The organism is Sinorhizobium fredii NGR234, assembly GCF_000018545.1.
Lineage (GTDB): Bacteria > Pseudomonadota > Alphaproteobacteria > Rhizobiales > Rhizobiaceae > Sinorhizobium > Sinorhizobium fredii_A.
In genome coordinates this window covers 2,123,286-2,149,138 of record NC_012586.1, presented here as the reverse complement: position 1 = coordinate 2,149,138, position 25,853 = coordinate 2,123,286, and the positions used below count along the sequence as shown (strand labels likewise).

Genomic DNA, 25,853 nt, shown 5'->3' with positions numbered 1-25,853 from the left:
CCGAGCGTTTCTGCGATCATGACGATCCGTAGGGGTCCTTTGGCGTGCGGTCCGCCGAAAGCGTTGGCCGGGTGCTTTCGACCAGCGCCTCGATCGCATCGGCGAGATGCACTTCGGCAATGGCATAGTCGCCGCGCGCCAGCCGGATGTTGTGCGCCTCCATCAACACGTCGGCATGGCTGTGGCCGGCCGGCGGCTCGAAGCGATAGGAGGCGAGCTCGACCAGGAGCCCAAGCGGGTCTTCAAAATAGATCGAGTCCATGAAGCCGCGATCTTTGACGCCGCTGTGCTTGATTTCCCGCTCGTTCAAACGCTCGACCGTCTGCAGGAACGTGGCGCGCGAGACGGCGAAGGCGATGTGATGCACGCAGCCGACATCCGTCGATGTCCGCTTCGGGTCGGGCCTGCGGTTCTCGTCGGTGAAAACGGTGATCAGCCGGCCGTCGCCCGGGTCGAAATAGAGATGGCTTTCCGACGCCCGGTCGAGGTTCGGTTGTTCGAAGATGAAGGGCATGCCGAGAATGCCCTCCCAGAAGTCGATCGAAGTCTGCCGGTCCGCGCCGACCAGCGTGATGTGATGGACCCCCTGCGCTTGAAGCTTCCGCATTGCCGTCCTCCCAATTTCCTTGCCGCGGAATGCGAGCGGAAAACCGCTCAGCCTTCATCCCGCTTGGTGCTGCACCAGTTTCGACTTGTATTCGCTGCGCTGCAGCGTGCCCCAGGGCACGAGTTCTATCCGCGTGGAAACGACGAGCACGTCGCGGATGCGCTTCTGGATCTTTTCGGCGAGCTCCGGCGTGCCTTCGCTGTCCCTGGCGCGTTCCACCGAGACCGGCAAGGGCGGCTCCTGACGGGCGCCGGCGCTCAAGGGTTTTATCAGGACGACACCGCTGACCGCCGGCGCAAATTCGTTCACCACGTCGCGGATCGCGGACGGAAAGACATTCACGCCGCGGACGATCAACAGGTCGTCCGTCCGGCCGATGCAGCGCGCACGCGGCGCCGTCCGTCCGCATCGACAAACAGAGGTCCATATCTCGACATGGTCGCGGGTGCGAAACCGCAGCATCGGTGCGGCCTGATGGCGAAGATGGGTGAGCACCAGCTCGCCTTTCGCGCCATCCTCGAGGGGGCTCGGCGTTTCGGTTTCAGGATCGATCAGCTCGGCATGGACGAAGCCGCGTGCGCCGAGATGCATGCCGCATTGCTCCTCGCATTCGCCCCAGAGAGACACGCCGATATCGCCGATGCCCATGGCCTCCGTGACCTTCGCGCCCCATGCCTCTTCGAGGCGCGCCCGCAATTTCGCTTCGCCGCCGCCGGGTTCGCCGGCGACGAGCAGCCGGCGGACGCTGGAGCCTTTGAGATCGAGGCCGCGATCGGCGGCCCATTCGCCGAGATAGGCCGCGTAGGAGGGTGTCATTACCGCTGCCGAAGGTTTTAATAGCCGGATGGCAGTCATCAGCCGTTCGGTGTTTCCCGTGCCGACCGGGATATGGCACATGCCGAGCCGGTCGAAGGCGCCGAGTGCTGCACCGGCAGCGAAGGGCCCGGCGTTGTAAGTCGAAACGATCGCCTCGCCGTGTCCGATCCCCGAGGCCGAATAGCTGCGCGCCGACGTCGTCACCCAATTGTCGAGATCTTGCGCCGTCAGCGGAATATAGCTGGGCGTTCCGGTCGTGCCGCTGGTGGAGTAGATGCGGACGATCCGGTCCATCGGCACGGCAACATGGGTACCCATCGGCTCCGCCTCACTGCAACTCGCCCGGACCTCGCTCTTCTCGGTCAGCGGAAGCTCGGCGATCGCCTCCAATCCACCGATCCTTTCGACCGTCTCGAAACCGGCATCCCGGAGCTTGCCTTGATAGAAGCGCGAATGCGCCAGGAGGTATGCGATCTGTTTCCGGTAGAGCGCGTCATCCGACCGGATCTGATCGCGCCAGGGCAGCGTCTCGACATGGGGCTCGAACATCATCAGCCACCACCCTCGTCGTTCCGGTAGGTGACTGCAGCTTCCGCATGCGCCGCCAGGGTGAAGCCGATCGGGTTCTGCTGCTCTTCCGCCAGGTGGGCGAGCAGGCCACCGGCACGGGCCAGCAGCGGCACGGCCTTGATCATCGCAACGGGAAACTCGAGATCCAGAAGCACGGCAGCGATCGGCATCGAGACATTCATGACAAGAGGCTTTCCCCAGACCTCGGCGGCCGCGGCGCGGAAGTCTCGCGCCATGCGCACATGCGCTCCGCCGACGCCGCGCATGTCGGCGAGTTCGAGAATGCGTTCGGCGCGCGGATCGGTCGGGCGATGCACCGGATGTCCGAAGCCCGGCAGCTTGCCGCCGGCCTTGCGGATCTCCCGCAGCATGTCCAGGGCGACCGCCTTCGCATTCTCGCCGGCCGCGACACGGGCCTGCGCCTCGGCCAGGAGCTTGCCGCACCGTTCCGACGTTCCGACCAGGACGGGACCGCAGCCGAGAAGTCCTGCAGCGAGAGCGCCCTGCAGCGAATCCGGTTCGGCCGCAAGCGTCATGCGGGCCGCCTGGACCGTCGGCATCATGCCATGCTCGGCAATGGCAATGAGCAGCAGGTCGAGAAAGTAGCGCTGGTTGTCCGTCGGCTCCCGGCCGGTCAGCAGCAGGTAGAAATACTCCGTAAAGCTCAGCCGTCCCATGAGATCGCGGCAGAGATCGCGGCCGCGCACTTCGACGCTCTCCGCACTTGCCTGGCAAATGCGGGTGATCGCCTCGTGAGGTTTGCCGATCTGCATGCGGTTCCCTCTGGCGGTGGCGTTGCGAATACGCTTATCCGCTACAGCGATGATAGTAGTTCAAAAAGAGCCGAGGTAAAGCGCGGTCGAGCCGGTGGGACCGCGCATGCGAACGGCGGCTCTTTGACGAGCCGCCGTTCGCATGGAAAATCCGCTTCTGCAGTTCTCAGACGTTGCGTCGCTTGCCTTCGATCAGATCGAGGACGGCGCGGGCGGCGTCGAGCACATGAGTACCCGGGCCGAAGACGGCGGAGACGCCGTTTTCCATGAGGTACTGGTAGTCCTGCCGCGGGATGACGCCGCCGCAAACGACGATGATGTCCTCGCCGCCGCGCTTCTTCAGCGCTTCGGCGAGTTGCGGCATCAGCGTCTTGTGGCCGGCGGCGAGCGAGGAGACGCCGACTACGGTCACCTCTTCGGCAAGCGCCAGCTCGGCCGCCTCGTCCGGCGTCTGGAACAGCGGGCCGGCGACGACGTCGAAGCCGATGTCGCCGAAGGCCGAGGCGATCACCTTGGCGCCGCGGTCGTGGCCGTCCTGGCCGAGCTTGGCGACCATGATCTTCGGCTTGTGGCCGAGCCGCTTCGTCGCGTCATCGAGGCGTCCGGCGAGCACCCCGAGTTCCGGGTCGCCCTCGTAGGCCTTGCCGTAGATGTCGGTGACGACTTCCGGGACCGCGGTGTAATCGCCGAAGGCCTGCCGCATCGCGTCGGAGATCTCGCCGACGGTGGCGCGCGCCCGGGCGGCCTCGACTGCGGCGGCGAGCAGATTTCCCTTGCCGCTCTTCGCCACGTCGGCCAACGCGTCCAGCGTCTCCTTGACCTTCCGCGAGTCACGGCGGCGCCTGGTCTCCTCGATCCGCTTGACCTGCGCGGCGCGGACTGCGGAGTTGTCAATCTGCAGGATGTCGATCGGCTCTTCGCTCTCGAGCCGGTACTTGTTGACACCGACGATGACCTCGTCGCCCCGGTCGACCGCCGCCTGGCGCCGCGTCGCCGCTTCTTCGATCAGCCGTTTCGGCAGGCCGGCATTGACCGCCTTGGTCATGCCGCCGAGCGCCTCGACCTCCTCGATCAGCGCCCAGGCCTTCTCGGCAAGCTCGTTCGTCAGGCTCTCGACGTAGTAGGAGCCGGCCAGCGGATCGACGACCTTGGTCACCCCGGTCTCGTGCTGGAGGATCAGCTGCGTGTTGCGGGCGATGCGGGCGGAAAACTCGGTCGGCAGGGCGATCGCCTCGTCGAAGGAATTGGTGTGCAGCGATTGGGTGCCGCCGAGCACCGCCGACATCGCCTCGAAGGCGGTACGGATGATGTTGTTGTACGGATCCTGCTCGGCAAGCGACACGCCGGAGGTCTGGCAGTGGGTCCGGAGCATCAGCGACGATGCCTTCTTCGGCTCGAACTCCTTCATGATCCGCGTCCACAAGAGCCGTGCGGCGCGGAGCTTCGCTGCCTCCATGAAGAAGTTCATGCCGATTGCGAAGAAGAACGAGAGCCGGCCGGCGAAGTCGTCGACGTTCAGCCCCTTGGCGAGTGCGGCGCGCACATATTCGCGCCCGTCGGCGAGCGTGAAGGCAAGCTCCTGCACCAGCGTCGCGCCGGCCTCCTGCATGTGATAGCCGGAGATCGAGATCGAATTGAACTTCGGCATCTCCTTCGCCGTATATTCGATGATGTCGGCGACGATCCGCATCGAGGGTTCCGGCGGGTAGATATAGGTGTTGCGGACCATGAACTCCTTGAGGATGTCGTTCTGGATGGTCCCGGAGAGTTTTTCGCGCGGCACGCCCTGTTCCTCGCCGGCGACGATGAAGGAGGCGAGGATCGGGATCACCGCGCCGTTCATGGTCATCGACACGGAGATCTTCTCGAGCGGGATACCGTCGAACAGGACCTTCATGTCCTCGACCGAGTCGATCGCCACGCCCGCCTTGCCGACGTCGCCCTCGACGCGCGGATGGTCGCTGTCATAGCCGCGGTGGGTGGCGAGGTCGAAGGCGACCGAGACGCCCTGCTGGCCGGCGGCAAGGTTCCTGCGGTAGAAGGCATTCGACGCTTCCGCCGTGGAGAAGCCGGCATATTGCCGGATCGTCCAGGGCCGGCCGGCATACATGGTGGCGCGGGGACCGCGCAGGAACGGCTCGAAGCCCGGCAGCGAGTCGAGCGAGCCGATGTCCGAGAGGTCGTCGCGCGTATAGAGCGGCTTGACCTCGATGCCTTCCGGGGTGTGCCAGGTGAGGCTCTCGGGGGAGGCTTTGAGCTCCTTCTCGGCGAGGGCTTCCCAGTCGTTGGTGGTCGTTGTCTCGGTCATCGCATTGCTCCGAATTACGTTTCGTCGGGCGCGCCCTTCACGGGACCTTTCGTCGTCCAGCCGGTTTGTTGGGCGGACAGCCCCTCATCCGGCTGCCGCCACCTTCTCCCCGCTCGCGGGGAGAGGGCTAGGGTGAGGGGCAGTCACGGCTCTCCGGCAACGGTGCGGTCGAGGAGTATCGACGAGCCCATCGCGATTTCCGCCCAATTCGCCCTCATCACTCGAACTCCATGATCAGCTCATCGACCGCCAGGCTCGCGCCGGCGGCGATCGCCACCCGCTTCACCGTCGCGCGCTTCTCGGCCCTGAGGATGTTTTCCATCTTCATCGCCTCGACGACGGCGAGCGACTGGCCGGCCTCGACCGTGTCGCCGGCCTTGACGGCGATCGATGTCACCACGCCCGGCATCGGGCAGAGCAGCATCTTCGAGGTGTCCGGCGGCAGCTTCTTCGGCATCAGCCGGGCGAGTTCGGCGACACGCGGGCTTCTGACGCGGGCGACGACATCGATGCCGCGCCAGCGCAGCCGGATCGCGGTTCCGATGAGGTCGACCTTTACGGCCATCGGCTGATTGTCGATGTTGAAGGTGGCGAGCGTGCGGCCGGGCACCCAGTCGCCGGCGACCGAAATGGCTCTTTCGTCGGCGAAGCGGACATAGGCGCCATCGGCCGAGGCGCCCGAAGTCACATGGAACTCGCGCCCGGCAAGACTTGCAATCCACTCATGACCGACGACGCGGCGGTGGTTGCCGATCGTTCCGGAAATCTGGCTGGCGCGTTCCTGCAGCGCCTGGTTGACGGTGACGGCGACGGCCACGAGCTTCATCGCCGATGCCTCGTCCGGCGCGACGCCCTGGAACCCGTCGGCGAATTCTTCGGCGATATAGGCCGTCGTCAGCCGCCCTTCGCGGAACCGCTGCTGCTGCATGACGGCGGAGAGGAACGGCAGGTTATGGCCGATGCCCTCGACCTCGAAGGCGTCGAGCGCCTCCGCCATCGCCTCGACCGCCTGCGCGCGGTCTGCTCCCCAAGCGCAGAGCTTGGCGATCATTGGGTCGTAGTACATCGAGATCTCGCCGCCCTCGAAGACGCCGGTATCGTTGCGGATGATCGTGCCGTCGTCCCGCCTGCCTTCTTGCGGCGGCCGGTAGCGCGCCAGCCGGCCGATCGACGGCAGGAAGTTGCGGTAGGGATCCTCGGCATAGAGCCGGCTCTCGATCGCCCAGCCTTCCAGCTTCACCTCGTCCTGAGTAAAGGACAGTTTCTCGCCGGCGGCGACGCGGATCATCTGCTCGACGAGATCGAGGCCGGTGATCAGTTCCGTCACCGGGTGCTCGACCTGCAGTCGGGTGTTCATCTCGAGGAAATAGAAATTGCGCTCGGCGTCGACGATGAATTCGACCGTGCCGGCCGAGTGGTAGCCGACCGCCTTGGCGAGCGCCACCGCCTGCTCGCTCATGGCGCGCCGCGTCGTCTCATCGAGGAAGGGCGAGGGCGCCTCCTCAATGACTTTCTGGTTCCGGCGCTGGATCGAGCATTCGCGCTCGCCGAGATAGAGCGTGTTGCCGTGCCTGTCGCCGAGCACCTGGATCTCGATGTGGCGCGGTTCGGTCACGAACTTTTCGATGAAGATGCGGTCGTCGCCGAAGGAGCTCTTTGCCTCGTTCTTCGAGGACTGGAAGCCTTCGCGGGCCTCGCGTTCGTTCCAGGCAATCCGCATGCCCTTGCCGCCGCCGCCGGCGGACGCCTTGATCATCACCGGAAAGCCGATCGAGGAGGCGATCCGCACCGCCTCGCCGGCATCCTCGATCAGGCCCATGTGGCCGGGTACGGTGGAAACACCGGCTTTCGCTGCGAGCTTCTTCGAGGTGATCTTGTCGCCCATCGCCTCGATCGCCTTGACCGGCGGCCCGATGAAGGCGACGCCCTCCTTCTCCAAGGCTTCGGCGAAGGCGGCGTTTTCGGACAGGAAGCCGTAGCCCGGATGGACGGCATCGGCACCGGTCTTGCGGATCGCCTCCAAAATCTTGTCGATGACGATATAGGACTGGCTGGACGGCGACGGGCCAATATGCACGGCCTCGTCGGCCAGCCGCACATGCATGGCATCGCGGTCGGCGTCGGAATAGACGGCGACGGTGGCAATGCCGAGCTTCCTGGCGGTGCGGATGACGCGGCAGGCGATTTCGCCACGATTGGCGATGAGGATCTTCTTGAACATGCGTCTCTCTTTCAATTCTCTCTGTCGCGTCATCGCCTGAATTTTCGCAAATAGGGCAGCAGGCCGATTGCGGCGCCTGCGGCCATGCCGGTAAGGGCGAAAGGGGCAAGCACCGTTGCCGCGGCAAGCAACGGGGCGGTCGAGCGTGCGACCATCGTGCCGATCGAGCCGATGTCGAGCATCATCAGCACGCCCGCGGCGACCGTCCCGGCAAGCAGTCCGGCAAGCGCACTCATCGCCAGATGCCGCAAAATCCGCCGGGGATTGCGGCTGGCGGCTTCAGGCATGGTGCGAGTTTGCGGTTGCGGCGCCATCGTTCTCCATCACAGCGGGATCGTGTCGTGCTTGCGCCAGCGCGTCTCCAGCTGCTTGTTGCGCAAGGAGGCGAAGGCGCGGGCGATGCGGCGGCGCGAGGCGTGCGGCATGATCACCTCGTCGATGAAGCCGCGCTCGGCGGCGACGAAGGGATTGGCGAAGCGCTCCTCGTATTCCTTGGTGCGGGCGGCGATTTTCTCGGCATCGCCGAGCTCGGAGCGATAGAGGATCTCGGTCGCGCCCTTGGCACCCATCACGGCGATCTCGGCCGTCGGCCAGGCATAGTTGACGTCGGCGCCGATATGCTTCGAGGCCATGACGTCATAGGCGCCGCCATAGGCCTTGCGGGTGATCAGCGTCACCATCGGCACGGTCGCCTGGCTATAGGCGAACAAGAGCTTGGCGCCGTGCTTGATGACGCCGCCATATTCCTGGGCGGTGCCGGGCAGGAAGCCGGGCACGTCGACGAGCGTCAGGATCGGGATCGAGAAGGCGTCGCAGAAACGAACGAAGCGGGCCGCCTTGCGCGAGGAATCGATGTCGAGGCAGCCGGCCAGCACCATCGGCTGGTTGGCGACGACGCCGACCGTCTGGCCCTCGAGGCGGATGAAGCCGGTGATGATGTTGCGGGCGAAGTCCGCCTGCAGCTCGAAGAAGTCGCCTTCGTCGGCCACCGCGAGGATCAGCTCCTTCATATCGTAGGGCTTGCTGGCGCTTTCCGGAATGAGACTGTCGAGGCGCATTTCGAGGCGGGCCGGATCGTCGTGGAAGGGCCGGACCGGCGGCTTCTCGCGATTATTGAGCGGCAGGAAATCGAAGAGCAGGCGCACCTGCTCGAGCGCCTCGATGTCGTTCTCATAGGCGCCGTCGGCGACCGAGGACTTCGACGTATGGGTGCGCGCGCCGCCAAGTTCCTCGGCCGTGACGATCTCGTTCGTCACCGTCTTCACCACGTCCGGCCCGGTGACGAACATGTAGGAACTGTCGCGCACCATGAAGATGAAATCGGTCATCGCCGGCGAATAGACCGCGCCCCCGGCGCAGGGCCCCATGATCACCGAGATCTGCGGGATGACGCCGGAGACCTCGGCGTTGCGGCGGAACACCTCGGCGTAGCCGGCAAGCGAGGCGACGCCTTCCTGGATGCGGGCGCCGCCAGAATCGTTCAGGCCGATCACCGGCGCGCCGTTGCGGGCCGCCATATCCATGACCTTGCAGATCTTCTGCGCGTGGGTCTCGGAGAGCGAGCCGCCGAGCACGGTGAAGTCCTGGGAGAAGACATAGACCTGCCGGCCGTTGATCGTCCCCCAGCCGGTGACGACGCCATCGCCGGCGATCTTTTGCCCGGCCATGCCGAAATCGACGCAGCGGTGCGTGACATACATGTCGTATTCTTCGAAGGAGCCCTCGTCGAGCAGCACCTCGATGCGCTCGCGCGCAGTCAGCTTGCCCTTGCCGTGCTGGGCGGCGATGCGGCGCTCGCCGCCGCCGGCCCTTGCCTCGGCCCGGCGGGCCTCGACCTGTTCAAGTATGGCGCGCATCGCTCTCCTCCCATTTTTCGCTGATTGTGCAGAGGCTTCGCTGGGACCGCAATAGCGCCGAACGGGGGATGGTAAAAAGGCGGATCATGTGCAAATGTGGAAGATATAAAATTGTAAAACGCGAATTGCAAAGTTGCGAATATGGCAATCGGCAAGCTCTATATCGGCCGCAAGGTCAGGGAACTCAGGGAAGCAAACCGGGCGACACAGGGCCAGTTCGCCGAACGGATCGGCATCTCGACGAGCTACCTCAACCAGATCGAGAACAACCAGCGCCCGGTCTCCGCGGCGGTGCTGCTGGCGCTGGCGGAGAAGTTCCAGATCGACATCGCCGAGCTCTCCTCGGGGGAGGGTGACCGGCTGCTTTCGGCCCTCTCGGAGGCGCTCACCGACCCGCTCTTCGAGACCTATGCGCCGAACCTCCAGGAACTCAAGCTCATAACCCAGAATGCGCCGGGCCTGGCGCATGCGCTGATCAAGTGCCACCAGGCCTATCGCCGCAACAGCGAACAGCTCGCCAGCATCGACGACACGATCGGCCGCGGCGCCTCCTTCGTCGAGACGACTCCCTACGAGGAGGTGCGCGACTTCTTCCATTTCGTCGATAACTACATTCACGACATCGACACGCTGGCCGAGCGACTCGCGGGCGAACTCGGCCTTGGCGAGGGCGACAACCACGCTGTGCTGACGCGTTATCTCGAACAGCGGCACGGCGTGCGCGTCGTGCGGGGTGCGGCCGGCGACGAGTCGATCCGCCGCTACGATCCGCGCTCCCGGATCTTGACCCTGAACCCTTACGCCCCGGCCGCGACCCGCGACTTCCAGCTGGCGCTGCAGATTGCCCAGCTTCATGCGCGAGAGGAGATCGATCGCGTCGCCGGCAGCGCCGGCTTCCGCACCGAGGAGGCCTACGAAATTTGTCGGATCGGCCTGCAGAATTATTTTGCCGGGGCGCTGATCCTCCCTTACCAGGCCGTTCTCAAGACGGCGCGCGAATTACGCCACGACATCGAACTCGTCGCCGCCCGCTTCGGCGCTTCGCTGGAGCAGGTCTGCCATCGCCTGTCGACGCTGCAGCGGCCGGGGCAGAAGGGCGTGCCGATCTTCTTCGCCCGCATCGACCGGGCCGGCAACATCACCAAGCGGCACAGCGCCGCCAAGCTGCAATTCGCCCGGTTCGGCGCTGCCTGTCCTCTCTGGAACGTCCACCAGGCCTTCGAGGCGCCGGGCCGGATCATCCGGCAGCTTGCCGAAACGCCGGACGGCGTCCGCTATCTCTGTCTCGCCACCCAGATCACCAAGGGCGGCGGCGGCTACCGCGCCGCCCATCCGCGCTATGCCCTGGCGCTCGGCTGCGAGATCTCCTACGCCGACGCCTTCGTCTATGCGGACGACATGGACCTCGGCAACCGCGCCGCCTTCGACCCGATCGGCATCTCCTGCCGCATCTGCGAGCGCACCAAATGTGCCAGCCGCGCCGTGCCGCCGCTGAAGCGCAAGCTGATCGTCGACCATGACATGCGCGGCTCTCTGCCGTATCGTTTGAGCGAGAGCTGAACCGCCTCGAACAGCCGGTCTGTTCGTTTTTGAACAGATACTGTGAGAATTTGCGTCTGTGCCTGTGCGAGATTTGATGTAACTACAGCGCCACATCGTCACTATGCGGGTCAGGGAGGACATGCATATGGATTTTCGCCTGTCGGAGGAACAGGAAGCCATCCGCACGATGGCGCTCGATTTTGCGCGCGACGAGCTCGCGCCCCATGCCATCGACTGGGACCAGCAGAAGCATTTTCCGGTGGAGACGCTGCGGGCCGCCGCCGCCCTCGGCATGGCCGGCATCTATGTTCGCGACGACGTCGGCGGTACCGGGCTCACCCGTCTCGACGCGGCGATGATCATCGAGGCGCTGGCGACCGGCTGCCCGGCGATCGCCTCCTTCGTGTCGATCCACAATATGTGCGCCGGCATGATCGACCGTTACGGTACGGAGGAGCAGCGCCAGCGGCTGCTGCCATCGCTTTTGACGATGGAGATTTTGGCGAGCTACTGCCTGACCGAGCCCGGTTCCGGCTCGGACGCGGCGGCGCTGAAGACCAAGGCGGTGCGCGACGGTGACGCCTATCTCCTGACCGGCCAGAAGCAGTTCATTTCCGGCGCCGGCGAATCCGGTCTTTACATCGTCATGGCACGCACCGGCGAGGAGGGGCCGAAGGGCATTTCCGCCTTCGTCGTCGACAAGGATGCGCCGGGCCTCACCTTTGGCGCCAACGAGAAGAAGATGGGCTGGCATGCCCAGCCGACGCGGGCGGTGATGCTCGACAATGTCCGAGTTCCCGCCGCAAACCGTTTGGGGGCCGAGGGAGAGGGCTTCAGGATCGCCATGGCCGGCCTCGATGGCGGGCGCCTCAACATCGCCGCCGCCTCGCTCGGCGGCGCCCAGGCCGCCTTCGACAAGGCGCTCGCCTATGTTGCGGAGCGCCGCGCCTTCGGAAAGGCGATCGGCGAATTTCAGGCGCTGCAATTCCGCCTTGCCGACATGGCGACCGATCTGGAGATTGCCCGCACCTTCCTCTGGCGGGCAGCCTCGGCGCTCGATGCGTCGGACCCGGACGCGACGAAGCTCTGCGCGATGGCCAAGCGTTTCGTCACCGACCGTTGCTTTGCCGTCGCCAACGACGCGCTGCAGCTGCATGGCGGCTACGGTTACCTCGCCGATTACGGCGTCGAGAAGATTGTCAGGGACCTGAGGGTGCACCAGATACTCGAGGGAACCAACGAGATCATGCGGCTGATCGTGTCGCGCGCCGTCATGGGCCGCAAATAGGGACGGAAATAGGAAGGACAATCGATGGAGATGCAGACCGCTCTACCGGAGGTCATCGTCGAACGCCAAGGTGCGATCGGCAGGCTGCGGCTCAACCGGCCGCGCGCGCTGAACAGTCTCAACCAGGCGATGATCCGAGAAATCGATGCGGCGCTCAGCGCGTTCGAGCGCGATCCGGCGATCGCCGCCGTTCTCGTTACCGGCGAGGGGGAGCGGGGGCTGTGCGCCGGCGGCGACATCCGCATGATCTACGAGAGCGGCCGCGAACGCCCGCAGGAAGGGGCGCGGTTCTGGCGCGAGGAGTTCATCGTCAACAGCCGCATTTCTGCTTATGCCAAGCCCTATGTCGCCATCATGGACGGCATCGTCATGGGCGGCGGCGTCGGCATTTCCTCGCATGGCAGCCACCGCATCGTCACCGAGAAAACGCGGTTCGCCATGCCGGAGACGGGGATCGGCTATTTTACCGATGTCGGGGCGACCTGGCTGTTGCCGCGCGCGCCGGGCGAGTTCGGCACCTATCTCGGCCTCACCGGCCGCGACGTCGGTGCTGCGGCGGCGATCTACGCGCGCCTTGCCGACAGCTTCGTCCCGTCGGACAATATCGACGGGCTGATCGCCTCGCTTGTCGGGCTTCCCGCTTCAGCCACCGGCGAGGATGTTTCGGCCGCGATCCGGGCCGTCGCCGCTGAAGCGCCGGCCTCGGCGCTGCTCGACCACGTCGCGCTTATCGACCGCTGCTTCGCGTTCGACACGGTCGAGGAAATCCTTGCGGCGCTGGACAAGGACGGCTCCGACTTCGCCCGCGAGACGCTGGCGCTGTTGAAGACCCGGTCGGCGATCAGCCTGAAGCTGACCCTGTCGCTGCTTAGAGCCGGCCGTCGCAGCACGACGTTGAACGAATGCCTGGAGCGCGAATATGCCGGCTGCGTCGCCATGCTCTCCAATCCGGATTTCTACGAGGGCGTGCGCGCCGCGGTGATCGACAAGGACCGCAATCCGAAATGGTCGGTCGCACTTCACGAGGTCACGCCGCAGATGCTGGCGCGTTTCGCGCGGTACGACGGTGCGCCGCTGTTTGCCGTGGGCTGAGGACGATCGCGACGCGGACGTGACGCAGATGTCAGTGGAGGAGGAGAGGCAAGATGACAAAGATCGCCTTTATCGGGCTTGGCAATATGGGCGGACCGATGGCCGCCAATCTGGTGAAGGCGGGGCACGCGGTCACCGGTTTTGACCTGTCGGAGGCCTCGCGCAATGCGGCCGCCAAGTCGGGCGTCTCGGTCGCCGGGTCGATCTCACAGGCGGTGCGCGAATCCGAATGCGTCATCACCATGCTGCCGGCGGGTTCGCACGTCATCTATGTCTGGGACGAGTTGCTCGGCTTCGTCGATCCGGGCACTCTGATCATCGACAGCTCGACGATCGACGTCGAAAGCGCCCGCAAGGTCCACGCCTTTGCCGACAAAGCCGGCTGCCCGTCGCTCGACGCGCCGGTTTCCGGCGGCACGGCAGGTGCTGCTGCCGGTACGCTGACCTTCATGGTCGGCGGCAGCGACGGTGCCTTTTCCCGCGGCAAGCACCTCCTCGAGGCGATGGGCAAGAAGATCGTCCATTGCGGCGATGCCGGTGCCGGCCAGGCCGCCAAGATCTGCAACAACATGATCCTCGGCGTCTCGATGGCGGCGGTCTGCGAAGCCTTCGTGCTCGCCGAGCGGCTGGGTCTGTCGCACCAGGCGCTCTTCGACGTGGCGTCCACCTCGTCCGGCCAATGCTGGTCGCTCACCTCCTATTGCCCGGTGCCGGGGCCCGTGCCGGCCTCGCCGGCCAACAACGACTACAAGCCCGGTTTCATGGCGAGCCTGATGCTGAAAGACCTGATGCTGTCGCAGCAGGCGGCAGCCGCAAGCGGTGCGACGACCCCGATGGGCGCGCAGGCCGCGCAGCTTTACAGCCTGTTCGAGAAGCTCGGCCATGGGGCTGAGGATTTCTCGGGGCTGATCCGCATGCTGCGGGGGACGGAGGCGGCGCAGGCGAGGTAGAAGCGCCTGCATCCAGAGCAAAGTAGGCGGGTGTTGGCCCCCCTCTGCCCTGCCCACAAGGGGGGAGATCAGCAAGCGGCGACCTCCCATTCAAAGACTATTGCCAAGCCACGTAGCTTCGGCATTTGCCAGCTCACTGTTTGGCAGGGCCGCGCTTCCAGCCGATCTCCCCCTTGTGGGGGAGATGCCCGGCAGGGCAGAGGGGGGTGCTTTGCTGGGTACTAGGAGCCCGCCACGATCGAGCTCGTCCCGCTCTGCCCACCTCACATCTGCACGGTCATGCCGCCATCGACCGTCAGCGTGATGCCGTTGACGAAGCTTGCCGCCGGAGAGGCGAGGAAGACGGCGGCAGGGGCGATCTCTTCGGGCCGGCCCCAGCGTTTCAGCGGGATGCGCACCTCGACGAAAGCCTGCAGTGCCGGGTCGGCCGCAAGATGCGCGTTGGTCTCGGTCGCGAACCAGCCGGGCGCAATGGCGTTGACGGTCAAATTGTCGGCGCCGAGCTCGACCGCCAGCGAGCGCGTCAGCGCCGAGAGCCCGCCCTTTGCCGCCGTATAGGCCGGATCGCCGGCGCGAGCGGCGAAGGCGGCGATCGACGTGACGAAGATCAGCCGGCCGGCCGTGGACCGCTTGAGCAGCGGAAGGGCGGTCCTGGCGACGGCATAGGCCGCGGTCAGGTCCGTATTCAGGAGCTGCGCGAAATCCGCCGGCTCCATCGCCGCGGTGCCACGCCGGTCGCGTTCGCCAACCGCATGGATGAGAATATCGAGCGCACCGGTCCTTTCGGTCGCCTGGGCGAGGATGGCGCCGACATCCTGCGTGATATCGCCAGGTGCGATGCCGATTGCAAGGCCGTCGCCGACAAGCCGGTCGCGCGCCTCTTCGAGGCTTTGCCGGCTGCGGCCGTTGATCACCGTTGCGGCGCCGGCCTTGGCGAGCGCCTTGGCCATTTCCAGGCCGAGCCCGCGTCCGCCGCCTGTCACCAACGCCGTTTTGCCGTTGAGATCGAACATCATTGCCCTCGTCGCTGGTGTCGTTGCAACAGCGCCGTGCGCCTTCAGGCGCGCAAAGGGTCGCTGCAGCGGGACATTTGCAGCGAAGGGCGATTTCCGCAAGCGTTGCGGTGCAATCACGAAAACCACCCCGGCAAGGCAACGCCTGCCGGGGTGGCTCAGCGACCGTCAGGAGAAGCGACGGCCGCTGAAAGCGCTGGTCAGCTGGAGCTCAGGACGTAGCGGCGGTTGCCGGCGACAGCCGGTCGCGCATTCATCGAATAGAGGGCGGTGAACTTCTTGATGTCGGCCGGATCGACTTCGATCGGCTCCATCGCCACCATCCAGTCGACGATTTCGCTGCAGGGCGGGGTGGTGAGCGATCCCTCATAGGCCCAATATCTGAGCGAGGAAGGCAGCAGGCCCTTCGGGTCGACGGCGTCGAGTGCAATTTCTTCGCCGGTCTTCTGCGGGAACTTCGCCGCGAGGCTCGCGAAGGTCGGGTTGGCCTTGCCCGGAACGATGAAAATGCCGAGCACGCCGAGCGCGCCGGTTTCGGCGTGCTTGTGGACGAAGTGCACCTCCATCGGGAAGTTCTTGCCGTCGACCAGATGTTCGCTCGGTGCATGGAAATGGTACTGCACGAGGTCGTAGGTCTTGTCGCCGCGCTTGAGCGTCCCGCCGGCCGCCTTCACCTGGATCGTGTGGCCGTTGTTGAGGATTGTGCCGCCGCTCTTCCAGTCGGTCGCGAGGTCCGGGATCTCGGCCTTGATCGCGCCCGTGATGTCGATCGGCGATTGCTGCGAGCCGGCTGAACAGGCACCGTTCTCCTTGCCCAGGGAGCCCCAGTGTTCCGGACCCTCTTCGCCTTCGTAGCTCCAATGCACGCCTTCGGCGGCGTAAGCCGTCTTGACACAGAACGGGCAGGCGGCAAGCAAGGCCAGGCCCCGGAGGAAATCACGCCTTTCCATTCATATTCCCTTTCGAATGATCGCGAGCCGATAGTGCTCGCGGGAACGGGATGTTGTTCCTAAAAGTCTGTCTATCAACTGACCGAAACGACGCGGTTCAAAAAAGGCTGCGCGAAACGGATATCGCCTGCGGGATTTGCGTGTTCGGGACAAGAAGCCGACGAGGGCGGCCGGTTCGCCGTTCGCTCAGCCGCTTCCGTCGGCCGAAAAGTTCGCCATTTACTTGTGCTCCAACTGCGCAGAAAATGCGCGGGTGGGAGGAAGCCTTCGGCGCGCCTCTCGACAACTGCGCTCGAACCGCTTTCGCCCGCCGACACTTGGAGGGGGAAGGGGCAAAGTGTACGCGGTTTTCCACCCGTATCCCGCTCTAGCCATTGAGAAGCGATCACGCAGGCTCCGGTTGTCGGAACCAATAGAGGCGTGATCCGAGGGAGGAAAGCCATGAGGCGAATTTTGCTCTCCGCGGTCTCCGCCGCGGCGTTATCAGTTGGCGTAACATCCGCATCCGCACAATCGGGCAGCGTAGAGAAAGCCGTCGGCGGCTACAATTTCGACGAGGCCGCCAAGGAAGATGCGAAGACCAAGGATTTCCATTCGGCCGATGGTCATCTGACCTTCGCGATCGTCACGCATACGGCCGGCAACGGCTTCTTCGACCCGGTCTATGTCGGGGCGAAGGTGGCCGGCAACATGATCGGTGCCGAAATCCTGCTGCTCGGCTCGGAATCGCCGGTGGACGACCCGGCGCGCGAAATCGAGATCCTCAACCAGATCATCCGCGATCCGAAGATCGACGGCATCATCATGACGACGCCGCAGGTCGGCGCCTATAACGACATCGTCAAGGCGGCCGAAGCGGCGGGCATTCCGGTTGCCACGACGAACTCGTTCGATGAAACGATCCTCAACCGCAGCGGCATCAGCCATACCGGCCAGGATGCCTCGGCGGCGGCGATCGGCGGCGAGGCGCTCGCCAAATGCGTGCTCGACAGCGGCAAGACCAGCGGCTCGATCCTGCTGCCGTCATCGACCGCCATGGGCAACATCGAGGTGAACAATCGCGTCACGTCGGCCTTCAATGCGATCGTCAAGACGCTGAAGGACGCCGGCAAGCTCGAAGCCTTCAAGGTCGATGCCGGTCCGGAGAATGTCGGCATCGACACCAACCCGAACGATCCGGTCAATGCGCTGGTGACGCTCTTCGAATCGCGCGGCGACGCGGTCGGTGCCTTCACGGCCAACAACGTCTTTACGCCGCCGCTCGTCAAGGCGGTGGAGCAGATGGGCTGGACGGGCAAGTTCTGCGCCTTCGGCTTCGACCTCGGCCCGGCACAGCAGGAAGGCATCGCCGCCGGCAACCTGACCGGCTCGCTCGGCCAGCAGCCCTTCCTGCAGGGCTTCTGGCCGGTGATGCAGCTCTACCTGCAGATCGACCGCGGCATCTCGGCTGCCAATCTCGACACGCGCGCCCAGTTGGTGACCAAGGAGAACGTCGCCAAGGTCGGCAAGCGGTTCGAAAACTGACCTGTGCGAAGTGAGAGCGGATGATGGCGGGCCTCAGACACGGCGCTCGAATCCGCCTGCGGGGCACAAGCTGAAGGCGCCCACATGACACCACCCACGACCGTATCGCTCGGCCGCGCGCCCTCCCAGATTGCCGGCAGCTGGGAGGGCGGGCTGCTCGTCTTCATCGCGCTGCTCTATCTCGCCGGAGCCATCGTCAACCCGACCTTCTTCGGCTCGACCGAGGGCCTCCACGCGCTCTTACGCGATACTTCCCGCGTCGGGATCATTGCGGTCGGGATGACCTTCGTCATCGTCAACAAGGATCTCGATCTCTCCGTCGGCTCGACCTACGGTCTGATCGCGGTCGTTTTCGCGAGGCTCTTCGCGCCGAGCTTTCTCGATTTCGGCATCGGCGCCACCACCCTCGTTTGCCTGCTCCTCGGCGCTGCCATCGGTCTCTTCAACGGCGTGCTCGTCACGCTCCTCAAAGTTCCGGCCTTCATTGCCACGCTGACGATGCTGTTCATCGGCCGCGGCTTCGTGCTGGCGCTGACGCATGGCCAGGCGATCTACTATTCGGGCAAGGCGAAGGACGCTGCCCTATTCTTTCACCTGGGCGAGACGAACGTCCTCGGCTTCAACAACCAGATCGCCATCTTCGCGATCGTCGCGGCGATCGGGGCGTTCGTGCTTGCCAAGACGCGCTGGGGCTACGAGACCTTCGCCACCGGCGGCAACGAGCAGGCTGCCGTCTATGCCGGCATCCCGGCGAACTGGGTGCGGATCCGCGCCTATCTGATCTCTTCGCTCTCGGCGACCGTTGCGGCCCTGCTGGCGGCTGCCCAGGACAAGGGCGTCACTCCTCTCTACGGCGTCAGCTGGGAATTGACCGTGATCGCTTCGGTGATCATCGGCGGCGCCTCGATCCTCGGCGGCCGCGGCCGGGTCGTCGGGTCCTGTCTCGGCGCCGCGCTGGTCGTGCTTATCGACAAGGTGCTGCGCGAAGGCTGGCCGATCACCCGCACCGTCGTCATCGACGGCGAGAGCATTGCGGTCGGTGCCCGCTATACGCTGCCGGCCGGCGCGGTACTGGTCTTCCTCGGTCTTCTCCTCGTCATCGCCGTGCTCATCGAACCCTATCTCATTCGCCGACAGGTACTGGCGCGCTTCTGGGCCTGGCTGTGCCGGCGGCCGCCGCCTGCGGCCATGGAAACGGGTGGCGTTGCTCTCGAGGGCGTCCAGACCAAGGGAGCGATGGCGGCGGACATGGCTTTGTCGGCGACAGGCTTCGGCAAATTCCTGGCGCGGCGCGATGCACTTGCCATCATCCTGGCCGCCGCCCTATGGCTCACCGGCTTGGCGCTTCGGCCGGACTATTGGTGGAACCTCTCCAACACCTTCGCCATCCTGCTCAACTACACGGAGCTGGCACTGATCACCATCGGGCTGACCTATGTGATCGCCGCCGGAGATATCGACCTCTCGGTCGGCGCGGTCCTGGCGCTCGCCGGCAGCACGGCCGCCTATTTCCTCAAGGTGCTGGGGGCCGATCCGATGACGGCGATCGCCATGGGGCTCGTCGCCGGCATGGCAGCGGGGCTCGTCAACGCCACCGTGACCGTGGGCTTCAAGCTGCCCTCCTTCATCGCCACGCTCGGCATGTTCTATATCGCCCGCGGTCTTGCCGCCTGGTTCGTTGCCGGGCAGCAACTCACCGGCTGGACCGAGGCCTACAATCTCATCGGCCGCAAGGTCAGCGACGTGCTCCTCTATTTCGGCGTCACGCTGCCGCCGGGCATTATCCGCAGCGTCACCGAGGTGGTCAGCGTCCAGACGGTCTGGATGTTCTTCGTCGCCGTCACCGCCGGCATCGTGCTCGCCTATACGCCGTTCGGCCTCAAGGTCTGCGCCACCGGCGGCAACCAGCGCGCGGCCGCCTATGCCGGCATCAATACCAACCGCATCCGTTTTCTCTCGCTGATGCTGGCGGCGCTCTGCGCGACCATGGCCGGGCTCATCAACGTCGCCTATTTCCGCAGCTTCAACCCGGTTGCCGGCCAGTTCCGCGAACTCGATGCCATCGCCTCGGTGATCATCGGCGGTGGGTCGATCTTCGGCGGCCATGGGACGATGATCGGCTCGCTTGCCGGAGCCGCCGTCATCACGCTGATCCGGGCGCTGCTGCAACTGAACGTCCAGGGGTTCACCATGCCGCAGCACTGGATCAACGTCTTCATCGGCGTCATCCTGATCGTCGCCGTGCTGATCGACATATGGGTGCGCCAGGCCAACATCCTTGGAACCCTGCGTGCACGTTTTGCGAAGCGAGCGCCAACCGGAGCGGCAAGTCATGGTTGACATGCAGGCGACCCAACCGATCGTCGAGATGCGCGGCATCGAAAAGGCCTTCGGCGCCGTGCAGGCGCTTCGCAAGGTCGATCTCGTCCTCTATCCCGGCGAAATCCTCGGCCTTGTCGGCGACAACTCGGCCGGCAAGTCGACGCTGATGAAAATCCTGACGGGCGCCTATCAGCGCGACGCGGGGGGAATCCTCGTCGCGGGCGAGCCGGTGCAGTTCAAGAGCCCGCATGAGAGCCGCGACGCCGGCATCGAGATGATCTACCAGGACTTCGCGCTCTGCGGAAACATGGATGTCGGCCAGAACATCTTCCTCGGCCGCTGGCCGCTCAAAGGCCCGTTCGTCGACCGGCGGGCGATGTATGCGCAAGCCGATCGGGTGCTGAAGCGGCTCAAGGTCGACGTGAACTCGGTCTACCAGAAGGTCGAGAGCCTTTCGGGCGGGCGCCAGCAGTCCGTGGCGATCGCCCGGGCGATCTCCTTCGAGCCGCGCGTCGTCATCCTCGACGAGCCGACCGCCAACCTTTCGGTGATGGCGACCGAGCGGCTGCTCGAGACCATGCTCGAACTGAAGCGGCAAGGCGTCGCGCAGATCATCATCTCGCACCGGCTCGTCGACATCTTCGCCGTCGGCGACCGGGTCATGGTGTTGAAGCGCGGCGAATATGTCGGTGACCGCTACATCAGGAACACCGACGAGCACGAGGTGCTGGAGATCATCGTCTCCGGCACCCGCGAGACGGCGCTGACGGCAGACGAGGCAAGACAGCGCCGGTCGTAGCACGGCAACGCTTCAGACCACCTGTGCCGTCACGCAGTGGATCGAGTTGTTGCCGTAGCCCAGGCGGTTCCACTCGGCGTGATCGGGTTGCGTTCGCCCCGCCGTGTCGGTGGCCCGCGCCCGCACGACGAGCGGCCCCGTTTCATCGAGGCGCGTGATCAGCTCCCACCATTGCCACGCGGAACGCCGCCGCTCGCCCACCAGCCGCGCCGCGCGCCACCGCCCGTCGTTGAGGCTCACATCGACCCTCGATATGCTTCCGGTGCCTGACCACGCGACGCCCCGGATCGCCGTCTCGCCGCGTGGCAGGCTCTCCCCCTGATCCGGCGAAGCAATCAGCGCCCGCACATTCATGATCGTCACCGGCTCACGCGCGTCGTGCCCGTTGCGGACCCACTGGTACCAGTACTTCTCCGCCTGGTAGTGGGCCTCGCAGGGCGTGTCGGTAGCGATGATCTCGGTCAGCCACTTGACGGACGCCACCGCATACCAGCCGGGCACGATCAGCCGCAGCGGGTAGCCGTGCGGCGGCGACAGCGGCTCGCCGTTCATTTCGTAGGCGAGCAGCGCTCCCGCTTCGCGGACCTGGTCGAACGAGAGGCCGCGCTCGAAACGGATCGGCGCATCGTGCCCGTCGACGAGCCCGCCGTCCGCACCACGGAACATGAGGTGGGTCGCCCCGGGACGCAGGCCGGCCCGTTCGATCACTTCGATCAGCGGAACGCCGGTCCATTCGGCAGTGCTGACGGCGCCGACGCCCCAGGGCTCTCCGGGCACCTCCGGCTCGAACAGCCTGCGGCCGTTGCCGGCGCATTCGAGGGTCACCAGGAGGCTCTCGGCGCGAAGATTGTGAAGGTCGCGCATGCTGAGGCTCAGGGGCCTTTCGACCAGCCCGCCGACCGAGAGCCGGTAGCGATCGCCGTCGAGGTTCGGAATATCGAAGTGGTTGCGCAGATAAAACCGACCGTTGGGCATCACCGCCCCGCCCGCGAGGTCAGGCACCGACGTCTCGCCGTTCAACGGATTGGCCCGATGAATGAGGAGTCCCGCCTCGATGGCGTCCTGGCAGGCGTCGGCCGGATCGAGCAGCGCGGCCGAAATCTCCGCCGGGGGCTGATCGCAGCCGCCGCTCGCAACCACCTCGGCGCAGGTCGACGCCGCCATCACCTCGACCGCGCCGGCCTGGCGGAACGGCGTGAGGAACGCCTCCAGGGACACCTCGTCCGCCGCCTCGGCGATGAAGAACAGTGAGTGGGACCCGCGAACGACGGCCTCTCCCTTGATGACGACGCCGTGGCGAGCCGCACTCGGCCGGCTCAAGTGGTTCAGCAGCATGACGGCCATGGCCGGGTCGCGCGCGGGGCAGGCCTCGGGCGAATGCTGATGGCGCACGATGAACAGAGGCATCGGGAACCTTTCGGTAAAACCGGACGCGTATTCACCGCAATATATCATGCGGCATCGTCGCTTTCGCCTGATATCGCTGAAGGCCGCGGAGCGGCCATGGTGAAGCTGCGTCGCGTCGAGCCCCGGCAGACCTGCCGCCACCTCACGCGTAGGCGCGAAGCGTCGCCGCCGAGCCTGCTTCGAAGAGCTGCGCCAGAGCCTTGACGAGTGCCTCGCGAAAAGCGGCGTTTGCCGCCAGATCGGCATCGAATATGTCCTGCATCGTCAAATAGGCGTCGACGATCCGTTCCGGTTCGACGAGATCCCGGACGAGTCCGGCGATGCGGGCGGCATGGGGATCGCGGACGTCGATCGCCCGGCCCTGTTCGTCCAGCCCGCGCGCGTATCGCATCCAGGCGGCGACGCCGAGTGCCAGCCGATCGTATGGTTTTCCGGCCTTGAGGCGGTCGCGGATCGTGCCGAGCAGGCGTTGCGGCAGCTTCTGCGAGCCGTCCATGGCGATCTGCCAGGTCCGGTGACGGAGCCGCGGGTTGCGGAAGCGCCGCAGCAGATCGGCGCGGTAGGCGGCGAGATCGAGTCCCGACAGGGGCGGCAGGGTCGGCGACGCTTCTTCGCGCATCAGTCCCGCGATGAGCGCCTCCATTCCCGGAAGGGCCATGGCTTCGGCCACTGTCTCGGCGCCGGCCAGATAGCCGAGATAGGCGAGCGTCGAATGGCTGCCGTTCAGGAGCCGCAACTTCATCATCTCGAATGCGGCGACATCGTCGGCGAAGACGACCCCCGCCTCCTGCCAGGCGGGGCGACCGAGCGGGAAATCGTCCTCGATCACCCATTGCCGGAAAGGTTCGGTCATGATCGGCCAGGCGTCCTCGAGCCCGAGCGAAGCTGCGATCGCCTGCCGGTCGCTGTCCGTGGTGGCCGGCACGATCCGGTCGACCATGGTGGAGGGCGACGTGATACTTTGCGCCAGGCCGGCCAGGTCGGTGGAGCGCAGTTCCGCGAAACGTGTCACCACCCGTTTCAAAACGTGGCCATTCGACGGGAGATTGTCACAGGATAGCAGGGTGAAGGGAGCGATACCGGCCGTTACCCTTCTGGCAAGCGCCTCGACGATGAAGCCGATCGCCGAGCGCGGCCGCTGGGGGTTTTCAAGATCATGGACGATGTCGGGATGGTTCTCGTCCAGCATGCCGGTAGCGGGATTGTGGCAATAGCCTTTCTCGGTGATCGTCAGCGACACGATGCGTGTGGCTGGATGGGCCATCCGGGCGAGAACCGCTTCCGGATTTTCCGGCGCGCAGAGCAGTTCGACGACGCTGCCGATCATCTGCAGCCGTTCGCCTTCGCCGTCCTGGATCTTGAGCGTGTAGAGGCCGTCCTGAGGCTGAAGGGCGTCGCGCGTATCGGGGCTCCGGAGCGAGACGCCGCAGATTCCCCACGACGGATCGCTCGCGAGCACAGCATCGGTAAAGACCGCCTGGTGGGCGCGGTGGAAGGCGCCGATACCGAGATGGACAATGCCTATGCTCAGGCGCGCCGGGTCATAGTCCGGCTTACCTACGCCTTCGGGCAGGCGGTCGAGCGTCTGTCTTGAAAGCCGCATGGCGCTCTTCCTCCCGCATCCGTTTGGCAGTGCCGGCAAATTGATATACTAGTACGACAGAAAGTGTCAAACGCGGCGAGTTCAGAAATTGCGGCATCAAGCATCAGACGGTCCCGGCCCCATCAGGCTTCTTCGGGTAACGACGGCCGCCGCCATTTATCAGCAACTCCACGCTCAAATCGTCTCGCTTGAGTTGAAGCCGGGTCTGTCGCTGCAGGAAAAGCGCATTGCCGAGCAATTCGGCGTCAGCCGGACGCCGGTGCGTGAGGCGCTTCTGCGGCTCGCCGAAGCGGGCCTCGTCGAGATTTTCCCGCAATCGGGCACCTTCGTCTCGCGAATACCGCTGTCGGCCATTCCAGAGGCGGTGGTCATTCGCAAATCGCTGGAGCGAACGACAGTCGAGCGGGCGGCACAAGTCGCCACGGCCGGGGATATCGCGCGTCTCGATAGAATCATCGCCCGCCAGCGTGCCCATGCCAGCCTGAACGACGCCGCGCATTTCTACGAACAGGACGAGGCGTTCCACGAAGCCATTTCAGCGATTGCCGGCTATCCCGGCATCTGGACGCTTCTCAAATCGGTCAAGCTGCAGATCGATCGCGCCCGCCGGCTGACATTGCCGGTGCCCGGTCGCATGACAACCGTCACGGAGGAACACGCGGCGATCCGCGATGCAATCGCGGCGCACGACAAGGCTCGCGCCTCGGCCGCGATGATGCACCATCTCGGCGCCGTCATTCCGGATGTCGAAGCGCTTCGCGCACACCATCCGGACTATTTTGCTTAAGGTTCTTCAAAGGAAAATACGGGGCCCAATCCGCTCCAGAGCAGCCGTCAGGACACGCTGCCCGGCTTTGAAGGTCATTCAAATGCCACAAAACTAACGAGGCTCGCACTCGATCGAAAACGATCTTCGCTGCCCGCTGGCCTATGTCAGGCCAATGCCTCTGCCGCACCGAAATGGTTGCACTCCGGAGCGGGCATTTTCTCCAAGGACCCGATGAGAAGGTTCGCCGCGACCAAAGCAGATCTGCGAGGTTCAATGCGATGCATTCCACCCAGGACCGTCTTCCTGTCTCCATCATCATTGCGAACTACAACTATGCGCGTTTCCTGAGGAACGCCATCGACAGCGCCCTCAGCCAAGGCCATGGCGACGTGGAAGTGATCGTCGTCGATGACGCGTCCACCGACGAGTCCGCCGATGTCATCGCTTCCTACGGGTCGCGGATCAAGGCATGCATCCGGCCGGAAAATGGCGGTCACGGCGCAGCCTTCAATACAGGATTTGCGGCCAGCCGCGGCGCGATCGTTCTCTTCCTGGACGCCGATGACTATCTCTATCCCAATGCCGTTTCGGAAATCGTCGCGCGGTGGGACGGCGAGGTTGCGCAAATGCAGTTCCGGCTGCACATCGTCGACGAGCGGCAACGCGTCAAGGACGTGTTCCCACCGCCCGAAGTGCCCTTCGATTCCGGCGACGTCACCCCGCAACTCATGCGCCGGGCCCGCTACCAGACGACGGTGACCAGCGGACTGGCCTTCGCGCTATCGGCACTGCAAAACATCATGCCGGTGCCGGAGCAGGAATTTCGGCAGGGTGCCGACGGCTATCTCGTCACGCTGGCCCCGCTTTATGGAAGGGTGAAGTCGATCGACACCTGCCTCGGCGCCTACCGCATGCATGGAGGCAACCATTCGGTCTTCGCCGAGAAGCTCGGCCAGAGGGCGCGATGGCGGGTGGAGCACGACCTCCATCGGTTGCAGGCCTTGGCGGATCAGGCAGTGGATGTCGGGCTGGCAGTGCGGGCGGATGCCAACCTGCGCGATCCGGTTCACCTCGAGGAACGCCTGGCCTCGATTTGCGTCGATAGCCGCCGCCATCCGGTCGCCGAGGATTCGCGGCTCTCGCTTGCCGCGGCAGGCGCCGCTGCCAGCATGGAGATGAACGTCTCGCTTCGCCGCCGCGCCATGCTGGCGGCCTGGTTCCTTTCGGTCGGTCTCCTGCCGCAGCGCATGGCGCAGGCCGTGCTGTCGTGGAAGCTCGTCGCCTCTTCGAGGCCGGCCGTTCTCGCCCGGCTGTCCAGAACCATTCGCTATGTCACGGGATAGTCCGCGTTTCCGCCGAGCGCGGGCCTGGGACACTGCAACAAAAGCGGTAGCTAATACGACCCTCTCTAAATCAAGCGCAATGTGGTAGATTTGCGTCGGG

At 65.1% G+C, this 25,853-nt stretch carries 20 protein-coding genes; 9 read left to right on the top strand and 11 right to left on the bottom strand.

Features of this window, described 5'->3' with window-relative positions; genetic code table 11:
* Positions 1-16 precede the first annotated feature (16 nt).
* The 7 genes from NGR_RS10055 to NGR_RS10025 all read right to left on the bottom strand — a co-directional run bounded on the left by NGR_RS10055 (position 17) and on the right by NGR_RS10025 (position 9,151).
* On the bottom strand, positions 17-607 hold the full coding sequence (locus NGR_RS10055) for a VOC family protein (RefSeq protein WP_015888161.1): 591 nt from the start codon (positions 605-607) through the stop codon (positions 17-19).
* 54 nt (positions 608-661) lie between these two features.
* On the bottom strand, positions 662-1,975 hold the full coding sequence (locus NGR_RS10050; protein ID WP_015888160.1) for a phenylacetate--CoA ligase family protein: 1,314 nt from the start codon (positions 1,973-1,975) through the stop codon (positions 662-664).
* Positions 1,975-2,766 (bottom strand): citryl-CoA lyase, encoded by a 792-nt coding sequence (locus NGR_RS10045; protein WP_015888159.1) that lies wholly within the window; start codon positions 2,764-2,766, stop codon positions 1,975-1,977. The genes NGR_RS10050 and NGR_RS10045 overlap by 1 nt, the downstream gene beginning before the upstream one ends.
* 166 nt (positions 2,767-2,932) lie before the next feature.
* The gene (gene scpA / locus NGR_RS10040) at positions 2,933-5,074 is read right to left on the bottom strand and encodes a methylmalonyl-CoA mutase (protein ID WP_015888158.1); all 2,142 of its coding nucleotides are present in this window, start codon (positions 5,072-5,074) and stop codon (positions 2,933-2,935) included.
* A 217-nt stretch (positions 5,075-5,291) separates the two neighbouring features.
* A complete protein-coding gene (locus NGR_RS10035; RefSeq protein ID WP_164923991.1) occupies positions 5,292-7,295 on the bottom strand; it encodes an acetyl-CoA carboxylase biotin carboxylase subunit in 2,004 nt (667 codons plus the stop codon).
* 29 nt (positions 7,296-7,324) lie between these two features.
* On the bottom strand, positions 7,325-7,582 hold the full coding sequence (locus NGR_RS10030; protein WP_240545082.1) for a hypothetical protein: 258 nt from the start codon (positions 7,580-7,582) through the stop codon (positions 7,325-7,327).
* A 36-nt stretch (positions 7,583-7,618) separates the two neighbouring features.
* The gene (locus tag NGR_RS10025) at positions 7,619-9,151 is read right to left on the bottom strand and encodes an acyl-CoA carboxylase subunit beta (RefSeq protein WP_015888155.1); all 1,533 of its coding nucleotides are present in this window, start codon (positions 9,149-9,151) and stop codon (positions 7,619-7,621) included.
* Between the two features lie 141 nt (positions 9,152-9,292).
* Here NGR_RS10025 and NGR_RS10020 point away from each other — a divergent pair, with 141 nt between their 5' ends.
* The 4 genes from NGR_RS10020 (at position 9,293) to mmsB (ending at position 14,023) form a co-directional block, all read left to right on the top strand.
* Complete coding sequence (locus tag NGR_RS10020; protein ID WP_015888154.1) at positions 9,293-10,711, top strand: helix-turn-helix domain-containing protein; 1,419 nt, start codon at positions 9,293-9,295, stop codon at positions 10,709-10,711.
* Positions 10,712-10,838: 127 nt separating this feature from the next.
* The gene (locus NGR_RS10015; protein ID WP_164923990.1) at positions 10,839-11,981 is read left to right on the top strand and encodes an isobutyryl-CoA dehydrogenase; all 1,143 of its coding nucleotides are present in this window, start codon (positions 10,839-10,841) and stop codon (positions 11,979-11,981) included.
* Between the two features lie 24 nt (positions 11,982-12,005).
* Complete coding sequence (locus NGR_RS10010; RefSeq protein ID WP_015888152.1) at positions 12,006-13,073, top strand: enoyl-CoA hydratase/isomerase family protein; 1,068 nt, start codon at positions 12,006-12,008, stop codon at positions 13,071-13,073.
* A gap of 53 nt (positions 13,074-13,126) precedes the next feature.
* Complete coding sequence (gene mmsB, locus NGR_RS10005; RefSeq protein ID WP_015888151.1) at positions 13,127-14,023, top strand: 3-hydroxyisobutyrate dehydrogenase; 897 nt, start codon at positions 13,127-13,129, stop codon at positions 14,021-14,023.
* A 263-nt stretch (positions 14,024-14,286) separates the two neighbouring features.
* Here the strand turns inward: mmsB and NGR_RS10000 are convergent, their stop codons facing one another.
* Together NGR_RS10000 and NGR_RS09995 are read right to left on the bottom strand one after the other, a co-directional pair.
* Entirely contained in the window at positions 14,287-15,036 is a 750-nt protein-coding gene (locus NGR_RS10000; RefSeq protein ID WP_015888150.1) for an SDR family oxidoreductase, read from the bottom strand.
* Positions 15,037-15,236: 200 nt separating this feature from the next.
* Positions 15,237-15,986: a carbonic anhydrase gene (locus NGR_RS09995; RefSeq protein ID WP_015888149.1), complete on the bottom strand. Its 750-nt coding sequence runs from the start codon at positions 15,984-15,986 to the stop codon at positions 15,237-15,239.
* A 441-nt stretch (positions 15,987-16,427) separates the two neighbouring features.
* On the opposite strand from NGR_RS09995, the gene NGR_RS09990 reads away from it, so the two are divergent.
* The 3 genes from NGR_RS09990 (at position 16,428) to NGR_RS09980 (ending at position 20,631) form a co-directional block, all read left to right on the top strand.
* On the top strand, positions 16,428-17,510 hold the full coding sequence (locus NGR_RS09990; RefSeq protein ID WP_015888148.1) for a substrate-binding domain-containing protein: 1,083 nt from the start codon (positions 16,428-16,430) through the stop codon (positions 17,508-17,510).
* Between the two features lie 84 nt (positions 17,511-17,594).
* Entirely contained in the window at positions 17,595-19,850 is a 2,256-nt protein-coding gene (locus tag NGR_RS09985) for an ABC transporter permease (RefSeq protein ID WP_015888147.1), read from the top strand.
* A complete protein-coding gene (locus NGR_RS09980) occupies positions 19,843-20,631 on the top strand; it encodes an ATP-binding cassette domain-containing protein (RefSeq protein ID WP_015888146.1) in 789 nt (262 codons plus the stop codon). Before NGR_RS09985 ends, NGR_RS09980 begins: the two co-directional genes overlap by 8 nt.
* A gap of 12 nt (positions 20,632-20,643) precedes the next feature.
* Here NGR_RS09980 and NGR_RS09975 read toward each other — a convergent pair whose 3' ends face one another.
* A complete protein-coding gene (locus NGR_RS09975) occupies positions 20,644-22,038 on the bottom strand; it encodes a sulfite oxidase (protein ID WP_164923989.1) in 1,395 nt (464 codons plus the stop codon).
* 142 nt (positions 22,039-22,180) lie between these two features.
* On the bottom strand, positions 22,181-23,641 hold the full coding sequence (locus tag NGR_RS09970) for a mannitol dehydrogenase family protein (RefSeq protein WP_015888144.1): 1,461 nt from the start codon (positions 23,639-23,641) through the stop codon (positions 22,181-22,183).
* Positions 23,642-23,729: 88 nt separating this feature from the next.
* On the opposite strand from NGR_RS09970, the gene NGR_RS09965 reads away from it, so the two are divergent.
* Positions 23,730-24,428, top strand: coding sequence for a GntR family transcriptional regulator (locus NGR_RS09965; RefSeq protein ID WP_015888143.1), 699 nt, complete (start codon positions 23,730-23,732; stop codon positions 24,426-24,428).
* Positions 24,429-24,688: 260 nt separating this feature from the next.
* Positions 24,689-25,753, top strand: coding sequence for a glycosyltransferase family 2 protein (locus NGR_RS09960; RefSeq protein ID WP_015888142.1), 1,065 nt, complete (start codon positions 24,689-24,691; stop codon positions 25,751-25,753).
* The last annotated feature ends 100 nt before the right edge of the window (positions 25,754-25,853 follow it).

Coding starts and splice junctions, on each gene's coding strand:
- NGR_RS09970 (WP_015888144.1), bottom strand. CDS start 23,641: ATGCGGCTTTCAAGACAGACGCTCGACCGCCTGCCCGAAGGCGTAGGT.
- NGR_RS10015 (WP_164923990.1), top strand. CDS start 10,839: ATGGATTTTCGCCTGTCGGAGGAACAGGAAGCCATCCGCACGATGGCG.
- NGR_RS09975 (WP_164923989.1), bottom strand. CDS start 22,038: ATGCCTCTGTTCATCGTGCGCCATCAGCATTCGCCCGAGGCCTGCCCC.
- NGR_RS09995 (WP_015888149.1), bottom strand. CDS start 15,986: ATGGAAAGGCGTGATTTCCTCCGGGGCCTGGCCTTGCTTGCCGCCTGC.
- NGR_RS10030 (WP_240545082.1), bottom strand. CDS start 7,582: ATGCCTGAAGCCGCCAGCCGCAATCCCCGGCGGATTTTGCGGCATCTG.
- NGR_RS09985 (WP_015888147.1), top strand. CDS start 17,595: ATGACACCACCCACGACCGTATCGCTCGGCCGCGCGCCCTCCCAGATT.
- NGR_RS09960 (WP_015888142.1), top strand. CDS start 24,689: ATGCATTCCACCCAGGACCGTCTTCCTGTCTCCATCATCATTGCGAAC.
- NGR_RS10020 (WP_015888154.1), top strand. CDS start 9,293: ATGGCAATCGGCAAGCTCTATATCGGCCGCAAGGTCAGGGAACTCAGG.
- scpA (WP_015888158.1), bottom strand. CDS start 5,074: ATGACCGAGACAACGACCACCAACGACTGGGAAGCCCTCGCCGAGAAG.
- NGR_RS09980 (WP_015888146.1), top strand. CDS start 19,843: ATGGTTGACATGCAGGCGACCCAACCGATCGTCGAGATGCGCGGCATC.
- NGR_RS10035 (WP_164923991.1), bottom strand. CDS start 7,295: ATGTTCAAGAAGATCCTCATCGCCAATCGTGGCGAAATCGCCTGCCGC.
- NGR_RS10010 (WP_015888152.1), top strand. CDS start 12,006: ATGGAGATGCAGACCGCTCTACCGGAGGTCATCGTCGAACGCCAAGGT.
- NGR_RS10000 (WP_015888150.1), bottom strand. CDS start 15,036: ATGTTCGATCTCAACGGCAAAACGGCGTTGGTGACAGGCGGCGGACGC.
- NGR_RS10045 (WP_015888159.1), bottom strand. CDS start 2,766: ATGCAGATCGGCAAACCTCACGAGGCGATCACCCGCATTTGCCAGGCA.
- NGR_RS10025 (WP_015888155.1), bottom strand. CDS start 9,151: ATGCGCGCCATACTTGAACAGGTCGAGGCCCGCCGGGCCGAGGCAAGG.
- NGR_RS09990 (WP_015888148.1), top strand. CDS start 16,428: ATGAGGCGAATTTTGCTCTCCGCGGTCTCCGCCGCGGCGTTATCAGTT.
- NGR_RS10050 (WP_015888160.1), bottom strand. CDS start 1,975: ATGATGTTCGAGCCCCATGTCGAGACGCTGCCCTGGCGCGATCAGATC.
- NGR_RS10055 (WP_015888161.1), bottom strand. CDS start 607: ATGCGGAAGCTTCAAGCGCAGGGGGTCCATCACATCACGCTGGTCGGC.
- mmsB (WP_015888151.1), top strand. CDS start 13,127: ATGACAAAGATCGCCTTTATCGGGCTTGGCAATATGGGCGGACCGATG.